Origin of the sequence: Planctomicrobium stercoris (assembly GCF_051465655.1) — a bacterium.
GTDB lineage: Bacteria > Planctomycetota > Planctomycetia > Planctomycetales > Planctomycetaceae > Planctomicrobium.
In genome coordinates, this window is sequence record NZ_CP195791.1 from 5,367,798 (window position 1) to 5,379,796 (window position 11,999).

At 61.8% G+C, this 11,999-nt stretch carries 11 protein-coding genes; all 11 read right to left on the reverse strand.

Annotated elements, in window-relative coordinates; translation table 11 throughout:
- Window position 1 precedes the first annotated feature (1 nt).
- Window positions 2-790, reverse strand: a complete 789-nt coding sequence (locus SH661x_RS21760) for a hypothetical protein (protein ID WP_437225995.1) — start codon at window positions 788-790, stop codon at window positions 2-4.
- Window positions 791-1,101: 311 nt separating this feature from the next.
- Window positions 1,102-3,039: a glycosyltransferase family 2 protein gene (locus SH661x_RS21765; protein ID WP_437225997.1), complete on the reverse strand. Its 1,938-nt coding sequence runs from the start codon at window positions 3,037-3,039 to the stop codon at window positions 1,102-1,104.
- Between the two features lie 2 nt (window positions 3,040-3,041).
- Window positions 3,042-4,874: a hypothetical protein gene (locus SH661x_RS21770; RefSeq protein WP_437225999.1), complete on the reverse strand. Its 1,833-nt coding sequence runs from the start codon at window positions 4,872-4,874 to the stop codon at window positions 3,042-3,044.
- Window positions 4,875-4,877: 3 nt separating this feature from the next.
- Window positions 4,878-5,666 carry a hypothetical protein gene (locus SH661x_RS21775; RefSeq protein WP_437226001.1) on the reverse strand — a complete coding sequence of 263 codons (789 nt, stop codon included), beginning with the start codon at window positions 5,664-5,666 and terminating at the stop codon, window positions 4,878-4,880.
- A gap of 17 nt (window positions 5,667-5,683) precedes the next feature.
- Window positions 5,684-8,020 carry a phage tail tape measure protein gene (locus SH661x_RS21780; RefSeq protein ID WP_437226003.1) on the reverse strand — a complete coding sequence of 779 codons (2,337 nt, stop codon included), beginning with the start codon at window positions 8,018-8,020 and terminating at the stop codon, window positions 5,684-5,686.
- Window positions 8,021-8,081: 61 nt separating this feature from the next.
- Entirely contained in the window at window positions 8,082-8,303 is a 222-nt protein-coding gene (locus SH661x_RS21785; RefSeq protein ID WP_437226005.1) for a hypothetical protein, read from the reverse strand.
- A gap of 20 nt (window positions 8,304-8,323) precedes the next feature.
- Window positions 8,324-8,839 carry a hypothetical protein gene (locus SH661x_RS21790; RefSeq protein ID WP_437226007.1) on the reverse strand — a complete coding sequence of 172 codons (516 nt, stop codon included), beginning with the start codon at window positions 8,837-8,839 and terminating at the stop codon, window positions 8,324-8,326.
- Window positions 8,840-8,858: 19 nt separating this feature from the next.
- Window positions 8,859-9,299 (reverse strand): phage tail tube protein, encoded by a 441-nt coding sequence (locus SH661x_RS21795; protein ID WP_437226009.1) that lies wholly within the window; start codon window positions 9,297-9,299, stop codon window positions 8,859-8,861.
- Between the two features lie 16 nt (window positions 9,300-9,315).
- Entirely contained in the window at window positions 9,316-9,681 is a 366-nt protein-coding gene (locus SH661x_RS21800; RefSeq protein WP_437226011.1) for a thermonuclease family protein, read from the reverse strand.
- A 17-nt stretch (window positions 9,682-9,698) separates the two neighbouring features.
- A complete protein-coding gene (locus SH661x_RS21805; protein WP_437226013.1) occupies window positions 9,699-10,505 on the reverse strand; it encodes a hypothetical protein in 807 nt (268 codons plus the stop codon).
- Window positions 10,506-10,507: 2 nt separating this feature from the next.
- Complete coding sequence (locus tag SH661x_RS21810) at window positions 10,508-11,992, reverse strand: trypsin-like peptidase domain-containing protein (protein ID WP_437226015.1); 1,485 nt, start codon at window positions 11,990-11,992, stop codon at window positions 10,508-10,510.
- Window positions 11,993-11,999: the final 7 nt, after the last annotated feature.

The following is an 11,999-nucleotide window of genomic DNA, read 5'->3' on the forward strand; positions in this document are numbered from 1 at the left end:
CTTAGCTCCCAGGGGTTGCTGGATCGAGCCTATCCAGGTTGAGTTCAATTACGTCCCCGGAAATGCGGATGTCGATCAGCCCGATCCGCTTCGCCTGGAGCGCCAGGTCTCGGGCGCGCGGAGGTGGACAATCGAGTAAGGACATCCAACCCGAGCCAAACAGATCCGCTCCGCGATAACCGACCACGCTGCCGAGAAACAGGGCGAAGCTGATGGTCGCGGGTGAAGGCGTGACGCGGTGACGCTTCTTGAGAGTTCGTCCCTCGAGGTGGCCGGACTGCGTCCATGTGCTGGCGCAGTTGCGAACAACCTTCGCCAGGATACTCTCGTTCAGCCGATCCCCCACGAGTGAGCGAATCGCAGCGGTCACCGGTTCACGCATGAATTCCCGCCCCGGTTCAATCCGCAGGATCGGTTCGGCGGTCGCGGCCAACAGGGGGTCGCGAGCCACGGAGCACAGAAGGGCCAGCAGTCGTCGCCCTCCAGGCTCCACATCCCACAGTCGTCGGAAAATACGGAACACGGGCACATTGAGATCAAGAGCGTACAGCTCGCCGATACGCTGGTTCGTCTGCCGGCGGCTGGCGGCCGTTGGCTTTGCCAAGCAATTCGACTCGATCACTGTGGCCGCGTAGTCATCGCGGCTGGCCGAAGAGTCTGTTGCCGACAGCAGGATCTCCAGCTCGTCGAACATCATTGTGCGGCTGGAGTGCGTCCCCTTCGCGCCGAACCGGAATCCGGCCGCGACTGCAGTGTGTTCATCGAGAATAGGGAGGAATAAAGAGTTCAAGAAATCACCATGCAAAGGCAGCCGGCGAACTTGCCGGCCGAATTATCTCGTGTTGAAACTCAGGTGTCAATAGAAAAGGCAGTTAGCCGGCAAGTTTGCCGGCTAACTGCCTTTTCTGGTACCAATGGATTTTCACTTCAACGATTTAGGTTAAGCTTCCTCCAAATTGACATATCAATCGCTCCAGCGTCGATTTTTCACTCCGTCCAGACAGGGATTCCGCGATCTGTCAGTCCATTGGCAGTCGCCAGTGCGGAGGCGACATCGCCAGCGTTGCAGAGTCAGAAAATCATCGCAGATCAGATCAACGGTCACAACACCCCCTTTTTCCGGAGGTATTCCTGTGCAGACTGTTGCAGTTGCCTTCGGTCTTGGCCGGAGCGTTTGAACGTGCTTTTGTGATCGTGGTCCGCGAATGCATCGAGGGCGATCAGAATCTTCCAACCCGCAGCCCGGGCGCGGTGGCACCAGTCATCATCGGTCCCCAGGCCGTGTGGCAGGTTCTCATCCAGCAGACCGATCTGGGTGATCGCTTCCTTGCGTTTCAACTGGCAGAACCCAGCGACCATGTTGCGTGCGAGTGATTTGCGTTTTCCTTTCTGTCGAGCGAGATCGCGATGCCGCTTGATGGACTGCGATCCCTGGTCAGCGGTGAGAGGGCCAACGCTGGCGACCCGGTCATCGCTGAGCAGATGCCGCAGGAGGGCCGGCAGGCAACCTTTGTGGATGTAGCAGTCATTGTTCAGTAGGAGAACATGTCCTGTTGCAATTTTCAGTCCTGCGTTGACCGCAGCTGAGAACCCGCGGTTTTCGGGGAACTGGACCGTGCGGAGCGGGAGCGCCAGTTTCACTGCCAAGTCCCGCACCTGATCGACCACGCCCGCATCGCTGCCGTTGTCAATATAAATGACATCCAGCGGGGAGACGCCTGCGTTCTCAGCCAGCGCCCTCAGGCATTTTTGGGTGAGGTCAATGCAGTTCCAGGCGGGGATGATCACCGAGAGCGGTTCCGCCAGCCGCATGCTCCCCTCGCTGTCGTAGCGGACATAAGGCATCCGCTCGGCAAACAGCTGGAACGGCGTGGTTTCTTCTCCGGCGAACTTGCCCGATCGTCGAAAGTGCCGGCCTTTGCGCAGGGAGTGATTCCCCCCGTGGCCGAGGGAGGAGGTTGTTGCGATGTGCTGGCAGAGCGAGGGGTTGGGATAGTAGACGTGCTTCTGTTCCGCGTGCAGGGCATGGCCAATCCAGGTATCGACCGCCTTCTTTTTCGTCTCATCCTGAATTTCCGGGCCGCGGGCGCAACCGCGCCAGTGCGTGTGCCGGGTGACCAGAGCCTCGGCCATCTGTCGCGGGTAAACCATCGCGCAGGCCCCGATCAGAAACCGGCCCCGCTGCCTCTGGAACCCCGATGGCTTGCGAAGTTCATACGAGAAGAAATCGGGAGAATAGAGCGAGACCGCCCCGATGCGATCGCTGGGCCAGAGGTCATGCTCCAGGAACTCCCGTGTCTTACGGGCGATGACCACATCATCCTGAAACACCACAATCGCCTGGGCCTGTGGATCGGCGGCCAGCAGATCCCGCAACGTCTGCAGATAATTGTGAAAGCACCCCAGCCGAGAGGATCTCTGAACCACTGGAGAGGAGATCTCCTGGAGCCCCCGGGTGTCCGGTTCGGCATAGACAGTGGGAGAGAACCCGGAGGCGATGACCGAATCGACACAGCGGGCGAGCGTGGGGATTCTGCGGGGAGCGGAGGTGATGCCAACGGCGAAACGGGTGATGTGCTTCGCCAGGGGATGAGAGAAGCGGAGAGCAGAGGGCGAAGAGCGAAGAGACAGAGGTTCTGACTCCGCTCGGCGCTCTGGGCTGATGAAGTCGGGGCAGGTCTCGCAAACTGTGAGGACCTGACGAATGTCGGGATCTTTCAGCCGGGACCGGTCTCGACGGGTCAGTACGCAGCGTTTGTGCAGCGCGCAGTGATGAACATCGATCAGCCGGCTGGCGCCGCAGGAGCACGGTTCCTGATGAATCACCGCGCCGCGATGGAGGCAACCCCCCTCCGGGTTCCGAGCGAGGATGCCGGGAGGAACTGATGTTCTCTCGCCGAATTCCGGTTTGAGCCGAACCAGCGGGGGAAGCACGAACCCGCGCTGGGCGAACAGGCTGCGGTAGGCGCGGACCCGCTCCAGGTCCAGGCCGGTGCGGCCGGAAGCGATCTCCAGGAGTCGACCTGTCAGTTCCACCATGCTCATTCCGTGATGAAGCTGGTTCCCACAGCAATCCCGCCGCACTCTTCTCCCAGCCCCCAGACCCCGGTGGAATAGTCCTGGATCCGCAGCAGCAGGGGATCGCAGGAATCCAGGAACAGTCGACCCTGGTCATAGCGGTTGTAGTTCCAGTAGCAGTACTCCATCTCCATGAACGGGTCGTAGAAGCACTGATAGGGATCGACGCAGTTGAGACCTGCGATGAACCGGTGGTTGTGGTTGTCGCACAGCAGGATCATGTACAGCGTGCCGCTGGGAGAACCTTCCCAGTCCGCGCTCCCCCGCCAGGTGTGTGACCCCGATTCAAACCCAACATAGTTCAGCGTCAGATCGACGGTCGGTGTGCCGGGGGCTGCGGCGTTCACCAGAGCCGCATTCAGTTGCTGCGGCACCGAACCGCAGGCGGTACAGCCGGTGACCGGGGGAAGTGGAGGGGGAGCGGAACTGGTTCCGGAACTGGTTGTTCCACTCGTCCCTCCGCTGGATCCTCCACTGGTGCCGGAACTGCTCCCCTCACTGCTGCCCGAACTGCCGCTGGTGGCGGAACTCTCGCTCCCGGGCTCGGGGAAGTCATCGGAGGAGTCCGGCTGACTGTCGCCGGAGGAATCACCGCTGGAGCCTGCTGAAGAATTTCCACTGGGGAACGGATCCGAGTCTGTGGAATCGTGGCTGGAATGCCCGGAAGAGGGCTGGCTGGCGACCCCGCTGGAGTCGGCCGAAGTCCCTCCCGAGGAGCCTCCGCTGCTGCCGCTGGTCGGGTCGGTGGAATCCGCACTGGACGCGCCACTGCTGGGAGCGGAAGAGTCTGCGCTCGAATCACCGCTGCTCCCCGTCGAGGAACCCTCACTGGGGAGATCTTCCGAGGAGTCTGCGGAAGAGGGAGAGTCCTCGCTCGAATCGCCACTGCTCTCTGCTGAAGATGCTCCGCTACTCTCCTCGGAGGAGAACCCGGAGGAGCCGGAACTTTCTCCAGAACTCCCACCGGGAGGACAGAGCGAGACGACCACCCAGCAGCAACAGGGTTCTCCCGCCAGCCCGAACAGGTCTCCATGCTGCTGCAGGCGAGTGGCGATTCCCCGGCACCCGATCAGCTCTTCCGGATCCCCTTCGAAGTGGCAGCCGGTAAAGTCGTACACCCGGATCCGGTCCGGAGTGCGGGTGCCACACGATTCGTACAGCACGGCGGAGTAGAAACAGCCCGGGCCACAGTCGCAGTCCTCATCTTCACCGGCTCCCGCTGGCTCACAGAGCGATTCGATCTCGAACAGGACGGTTTCGTTCTGGGGGAGTTCCCCGAACCGGACCACCGCGTAGCGTTCCTGATCCTCCGGTCCGGGATCGTGCAGGATCACGAACGGTCCGGTCCGGCCTGAGCGGAGTGCATAAGATCCCGGAACTGTCGTGGCCCGGGACTTTCCGGTCTTGCCTGTCAGCCGGGCAATGCTCACCCCGGCATGGACGGCTGAGCGGATCGACCCTGCGGGACACGGCTCCTGGAGAATGGCGACCCGGTCCTCTCCTTCCTCTTCAATCGGGCCACCATTGAAGCTGGTCTGCTGCAGATATTCCGGGAGGTTGTCCGCAGGACCGATCAGGGGACCGGCCAGCTGCACCACCTCGAACAGGTTTCGATCGCCCCCGGTCTGGTTCCGGACCCGGGTCTGGCTGTTCGAGCGGGCACTTGGAACCGAATTTCGCTGTGTGGACTGCTGGCGAGACTTAAAATCCCGGGCGGCATCCAGGAGCGTATTGAACGTCTCGGCCGGAATCCGCAGCGGATCGCCGCGTTGCACCTTCTTGAAAGGGTCACCCATGGCTCAGATCCCCAAGCCTCCAAAGTTTCCCATGGGGTAGACCTGCTCGACATACACCCCCACGGGGCGTTTCACGAGCACCCGCGCGGCGGTATCTTCGGCATCCTCATACCGCACCCACAGATAATCCCAGCCCCGCTTGGTGATCCCGCCAATGTCACCCACCACCAGCCCGCTGACGTTCGGACTGGCTGCGAACCGGTACGAGATCTCCCAGTCCTCCGGGCCCCGCTTGGAACCGGAAGCCCCCAGGAACAGCACTTCTCCCGTGTTGAACCCACGGAAGATCCCGTTGTTAATCGTGCCGGTCAGATGAAATAGCGTGGACTTGTAACCCTCCGTCACCAGGTCGGCGGCGATGTAATGCGTCTCGGCGAAGTTGTAGACCGGGACGGTGATGTCCACCCCTTCCACCCCATCGGGCGTGGCGCCGATCGCCCCTCGGAAGTTGGGGGCCGGTCCGGAGGCTGCATACGCCCCGACCGTCGCGAGCGCCTGGGTGACATGCTGGGTTCCACCTCCGGTGTCGAACGAGAACGTGGAGTCACCGACCTGTTTCGGTTCCTGCACGCCGTAGCGGACCGTCCCTTCCCAGGCCTCTTCCGCAATGCGTTCCGTATGGGCCGATTGCCGGACCAGACCGCCGTACAGCACGGGGGAGGCGGCCACCAGCGCATTGCGGGCTTCCGCATCATCAGCTGTACCGCGAATGAGGAACCGCAGATCGATCGAAGAGTTCTCGCTGATCGTCGACTCGCGCGAATCCCATTTTTCAAACACTTCGATCGGCATCGTTCCACTCATCCGACTCAGGTAAATGCCGGTCCGAAACGGGCTTCATCCAGCAGCCGCTTGGTGTTCTTGGCAGTCTCTTCGGTCGCTTTCGCGGTCCGTTCCTCGGGACCCACCCCGGAGAGTCCCCGCACCGCAGCGGCGTTGAATGTCCCACTGACGCTGACTTTGTCGGCAGCTGCCTGCAGACCGGATCCTGCATCGGTCAGCTTTTTCTCCAGCTCTTTGAGCAAGTCAGCGGGAGCCTTCTGATCCGGAGATTCACCAGCCTCGGCTGCGGAGCGTTTGCGGGAGGTGACCTCGAGTGCCGCCTGCCATTCCCGACGGGCGGCATCGAGTGCTGCCTGTGAGTCCTGGACCTCGGTGGCGAACTGCTGCGCGTTCCGCTGATGCTCGGCATCCCGCATCTGTTCCAGTTCAGTCAGCGTGCCGGACCGTTCCTCGCCGATCTGTGTCAACCGGGCTCGTCGTTGCTGTTCGCGGGCGAAGATCTCCTGATTCCGCTGGGAATCGGCTGATTCGTTCTTTCCCGAGACCTCCGCATTGATCCGCGTGATTTCCGCTTCGGCATCAATCTCCGAATCGAATAGAGACTTGAGCCGGACCCAGGCTTTGCGGATGAAGCCGATCGCAGTGTTCCAGGTCTTGGTCAGACCGGTTGTGAACAGCGCCCAGGCATCGGCCAGGAAGTCGACTGTCTCGGCCCAGCCGGCCTGCAGCCCGGCCCAGGCATTCGCGGAGACTTCCGCTGCGCCATAGACCGCTTCGGTCCAGACCGCCACGAAGAACCGTTTGACTTCCACCCACTGCTGGTTGAGGGCGTTGATCCCCTTCTGCCACTCCATTTCCAGTGTCAGCCACAGAATCCGGGCCGCCAGACCGAGGTCACCAGCAGCCAGCGCATCGCCAATCCCACCAAAGGCTCGAATAGCGGTCGATTTCAGGGCGTTGAACTGGGCTCCAAGCCAGTCGAGCGCCTGACCGCCGAGATCGGATGTATATATGAGGTATGCGCCGAGTGCTCCGATCCCCGCCAGGATCAGTCCGATCGGGGAAAGGAGCGCTCCGAGCAGTGAGGCGACCGTCCCGACGGCGGTGGCCAGTCCTCCCAGGCCGAACGCCACGAGCTGAATCGCCCCGCCCAGGCCGATCAGCGCCACACCGGCTGCCAGAATGCCGACGATGATCCCCACCGTGGTCAGGACCACCTGTTTGTTCTCACCGATCCAGGTTCCCAGTGCTGACAGGAACGACGTCACCCCCCGCACGGCAGCCCGCAGTTCTGAACCAAACGCTTCTCCAATGGCAATCGCCACCCCTTCCAGCGCCGAGAGTAGAATCGTGACATCCCCCTTGAGCGTATCGAGTTGCGTTCCCGCGATCCGGGAAGCGGTCCCGGAAGCATCCCCGAGGGCAGCCGTCGCTTCCCGCAGCCGGTCCGCTCCCTGCGAGACCAGTTCCGCAGCGCCGGCAGCCTGTCGCGCTGGAAAGATCGTCCCCAGCACCCGCAGCTTTTCGCCGGAGCCCACACCGGAAAGCCCCCGTTCCAGATCACCGAGGATGTCGGCCAGTCCCCGGACATTCCCGGCTTCATCGGTCACCCGCACCCCGAGGCGTTTCAACTCGTTGGCAGCCGCGGCCGAGGGGGAAGTGAGCGACAGCAGGATCCCCCGCAGTGTCGAACCGGCCATCTCCCCCTGAATCCCGGCATTGGAGAGCATCTGGACCGCCCCGGTGATCTCCTCCAGCGAGATCCCGGCGGATTTGGCCATCGGACCGACATACTTGAACGCTTCCCCCAGCATCGTCAAATCGGTGTTGGCGGTCGTCATTGCCTTGGCCATCACATCGACGGCATGCCCCAGATGATCCGCTGAGAGTCCCATCCCGGACATGATCTTGGCCGCGATGTCGGCCGCTTCGGCAATTTCAATCTGCCCGGCGGCTGCCAGATCGAGTGTCGGACCAATCGCGGTCAGAATCTGATCAACGCTGAACCCGGCCAGGGCAAACGAACTCATCGCCTCCGCTGCCTGACTGGCGGAAAAGACGGTGGTTGCTCCGAGCCGTTTGGCTTCCTGTTCCAATCGGGTGAATTGCTCGCCGGTCGCGCCGGTGAGCGCTTTGACGCGGGCCATCTGCGATTCGAAACTGGCGAGCGCCTGTGCGGAGAGTGCAAACGGCACGACCGCCAGCGACCCGATGGTGAGCAGCTGACGGCCGAATTGTTGAACAGATTTTCCGAACGCTTTCAGTTTCGCCTGCGCCCGTCGCAGCCCCCGCACGAGTTTCGAGTCATCGGCGAAGAGTTCGACATAGGCCCGGGCAGCACGAATCGCACCAGAGGGAGGCATAATAGGCTTGAGAAGTGAGGCTTGAGGAATGAGGAACGGCTCGCCTGGGCGTCCTCAAGTCTCACGACTCAGGACTCACCCCTCGCAGAAACACTTGTTTCAGCACATCCACACCCACGCGGGGTTTCTGATCATCGGGCGGACTCCGCTGCGGTCTGGCATGCGGATGAAAGTCCCGGGGCCGGGCAGCGCGGGCTTTTTTCGGATCGCGATGGCAGTTCGTGATCAGGGCGAGGAGGGAAGCGGTATGGTTCCAGCGGTCGCGGGACGCGGCATCGGCCATCCAGCAAAGCTGCCGCAGCGTCAGCGGGCCGGGGTCAACGCCGATGATGCCGGCGAGTTCGTAGCCGAGCTTGAAACAATCGATCGACCGGCTTCGTCGAGAGCGGTTTCGATCGCCTGGTTGAACTCCGGACTCTCCACCGCCTGCAGGGCCTGGTCCAACGTCGCCAGTTGTCGGCGTTCCGCGGCTGTCAGGACTTTCGTCAGCGCCCGCCTCAGCAGCATCCGCTTCCCTTCCGGGAAAAAATCGATGATCGCCTCAATCAGCGCCATCGAGGCTTTGTCACCGGACTCTTCATCAAGGGCTTCACCGAATTGTTCGGGACTGAGCCCTTTCTCATCGAGTTGCGGCTGGAGAACGGCAACCAGGCAGTCAAACAACACAAACGGATCGCCGGTCAACTGTTCCATCACGTTCGAATGGGGATCGACGATCCGGGTCAGGTTGATCCCGGTCAGCGCATGCACCCGCCGCAGCGAGGTGTAGTTGATCTCGATGGTCCAGGAGCGCCCCTGGCGGTCAGTGAAGGATTTCATGAAAAGAGTTGGCTCCAGGTTACGTGGTCGTCATCCACTCGGGAGGATGTTCGGCATAGGTCGGCTTCGCGGTCACCGAAACAGTGATTGCCTCCTCCAATGGTTCGTTCCGACTGAACGTGGTGATCGCCATCGTCGCCCGCAGTCCCTGGGAACCAGCTGATGTGACAGCCCCATCCAGGGCCGCAAACTCGACTGAGGTGTTGCCAAAAAACGCATCCTTGATGGCGGTGAACCCGGCATCCGCCGTATCCCAGACCATCTCAAACTCGATCGAGCCATCCTTGAGTGTCGCCAGGATTGCCCGCCAGCCGGCGTTGCCCCGCGTGGACGCATCCGCTTCTCCCGCTTCCACGTTCAGCGTCAGATCCTTGACGTTCGGCATCTCCTGCCAACTGGGAGATTCGTAACTGCCGGAATTCCGGAACAGTTTGGCATCGAGTCCCAACCGTACGCCCATCGATAGATCCTCTCAATCATTCTCGTGAAATGGACTGTCCTCTGGAATTGGTCGGGACAGCATGTCCGGCAGTGACCAGGGCGTGATTGAGGTTCACCTCACCACTGATCAGTTCCGCCAGGTAGCGGCCATACTTTTCAGTGACATCCTGCTGTGTGCGGACCACCAACTGACCGGTCTGGCCGGTCAGTTCCTCCAGCAGAGATTCGAGGTACTGCCGGGCGGCAAGTCCCCGAGGACGTTCGGAACCCCGGATCTCGGGGGCATTGATCCCCACCAGCCGCAGGGTGACCGTGAGAGCGATGCGGAATCCCAGATCGATCTCCCCCACCACCGTGTCCCCATCAATCACCCGAGTAATCCGGGTCCGATACTCATACATTCCTGATCACCTCCGCATCAGACCGTCGGTGAGGGCGCGAACGATTCGCCGCTGCCGGCAGGCGTTGCTGTCGTACCAGTCACACCAGCCTGGGGCGAGGAGGGCCAGCGGGGGAGTTGCGGCAGCTGACTGATTGGGATCCCGTTGGTCAGCACCTTGAGCTGATCCTCGGTCGGCCAATCCTGCAGTGAGGGGACCGTGTCGATCATCTCGGTCGAGGTGAACCAGGCGGAGGGGTTGTACGCCGCCAGTTGCGCTTCACTGAGGGTGAAATCTCCTGCACTCGCCTGCTCCAGCGGAACCCGGAACAGTTCCACCGCCATCAGGCGATAGACCCGCTGGATGTACTGGCCGATCAGACCGGAGAACGCTTCACTGATCTCCAGCGGACGGGCATTCTCCTGATGTTGAATCGCTTCCGTCTGGGCCAACAACACCAGTCCGCAGTACTGCTTCAGCCACTGATTCCGGACCCGGAAGTAGGGGGTGGGGTACAGCAGGAACTCCTCGGCTGCCGGCAGGGCGTGAATCGGTTCCATGTTCGGCGTCCCGGAGGCAACCGAACGGGAGAACAGAATGGAGCGGGCCCGGGTGCAGAGCTTGTGGATCCGGGTCAGCGTGTTGATGCTGGGGGGGACGGTCAGCCGGGCATCGGTGTGCCACAGGATGTTCTGCAGGTTCCGGCCCATGACGGAAACCAGGTAGCGGATCGTGTCATTCTGGGAATGACTGTCATCGCTCCAGTTGGGGACCGCCAGGCCGTATTTGGCCCAGTCGCCGACGTTGTACCAGAGAAACGCATCGTGAGAGATCTGTGAAGCCATGTTCAGGTTCCTGAGGAGGAGCGCCCGGTCAGTCCCCGGGCAGCGAGGTATTGGTCGATGAGGCCGCGGAGGGTTTCGAGGGTCGAGACCGATCCGGGATATTTACGGGCCAGTTCCGCACTGGCCCAGGCGAACGCTTCGGCATAGGTGTCCCGCTCATAGGGGACAAACTGGTTCTCCCGCACAATCGCCTGCGGGGGCGGGGGACTCTCAACGGTCACCACCGGAGGAGGGACGCGCGGTTCCGGTGGATCCCGGGCTGCGCGGGATCGACGGCGTTTGCTGATCGTCCGCCACAGGGCAACTCCGCCCAGAACGAGGCCGCCAGCGCCTCCCGTCATCCCCCCGATCCCCAGCCAGGTGGCGATCGAGATCCCCGATTGAACCAGTCCACTCAATCGATCCAGATGATCGGCGACGTTGGGCGATGCGATGAGGGATGGTTCAACGGGAACTGACGGTGCTGGAGATTCCATCAACGGTGGCTCAGCAACCGATGGCTCAACGGGGATCGTTGGTTCCGGCACCCTATCGGGTTGCGGCGGCTGTGGATCAACGGGATCAGGTGCCCCATCACGATCAGGGGGTGGCCGGGCTGCGATTTCTGATCGCAGCCCCAGGGCGATCAACAGCATCTCGCCATTCTCATAACCGATGATTCTGTCGCGTCCCGGAACCAGAAACGTCGGGACTTCGCTGATGTTGAACCGCTGGGCCAGATCGGTCTGCTGGTCAGCATCCACAAACTCAACGGTAAAGGCCGCTTCCAGAATCCGCCGCAGGTCTGCGTTCTCGCTGAAATTCTGTTTGAATTTCCGGCAGGGCCCACAACTCATTGAGCCGAACACATACAACTTGGGACGACCATCCGCGATGGCGGGTGGAGTGGATTCCCCACGCGGCCGCGTGGCGACAGATGCCTGACGGACAGCGGCCGAGGAGATGAACACGCTGGTGGAACGGTCGCTGCTGTTGAGCAGCCCGCAGACTTCCCCTTTCGCATTCAGCAGCGGACCACCGCTCCATCCGGGTGCGGTCATGAACCCGATGACGTTGCCATTGAATGCACCACCGGCATACTCAAACACACTCCACCGCAGCACGGGGCCACTGGCCCAGCGGAGTTCTCGCCTGCCATTCAGGTGCGGATAGCCGCAGGACCAGACCCGTTCACCGACTCGCGGGGGTGTGGCGGCGACCGGCAGGAAGGGATAACCCTCTCCTTCACAGTCATAGACCACCGGTCCCTCCGTCTCGGGACACGTATAGATACGTGTCGCACGCGCGGTCCGGTCCTTGAACCGAATGGTGACCATCGGGGGGAGATCGCAATGTTTCGCAGTGAGCACCAGCCCGGAAGAATCGACACAGACACCGCTGCAGCCATCGACCATCACGACAACTCGGTCAGGCTCCAGACCCCAGGCATGAGGCCCCAGGAGGAACAGCAGACTGAGAGCGAATGCCCCCCTCAGCAAACGGTTCAAGATCGCC

Bases quoted from the DNA above. Each gene is read 5' to 3' on its own strand.
- SH661x_RS21780 (WP_437226003.1), bottom strand. From the start codon at position 8,020: ATGCCTCCCTCTGGTGCGATTCGTGCTGCCCGGGCCTATGTCGAACTC.
- SH661x_RS21795 (WP_437226009.1), bottom strand. From the start codon at position 9,299: ATGGGCGTACGGTTGGGACTCGATGCCAAACTGTTCCGGAATTCCGGC.
- SH661x_RS21775 (WP_437226001.1), bottom strand. From the start codon at position 5,666: ATGCCGATCGAAGTGTTTGAAAAATGGGATTCGCGCGAGTCGACGATC.
- SH661x_RS21770 (WP_437225999.1), bottom strand. From the start codon at position 4,874: ATGGGTGACCCTTTCAAGAAGGTGCAACGCGGCGATCCGCTGCGGATT.
- SH661x_RS21785 (WP_437226005.1), bottom strand. From the start codon at position 8,303: ATGGCCGATGCCGCGTCCCGCGACCGCTGGAACCATACCGCTTCCCTC.
- SH661x_RS21805 (WP_437226013.1), bottom strand. From the start codon at position 10,505: ATGGCTTCACAGATCTCTCACGATGCGTTTCTCTGGTACAACGTCGGC.
- SH661x_RS21790 (WP_437226007.1), bottom strand. From the start codon at position 8,839: ATGAAATCCTTCACTGACCGCCAGGGGCGCTCCTGGACCATCGAGATC.
- SH661x_RS21765 (WP_437225997.1), bottom strand. From the start codon at position 3,039: ATGGTGGAACTGACAGGTCGACTCCTGGAGATCGCTTCCGGCCGCACC.
- SH661x_RS21800 (WP_437226011.1), bottom strand. From the start codon at position 9,681: ATGTATGAGTATCGGACCCGGATTACTCGGGTGATTGATGGGGACACG.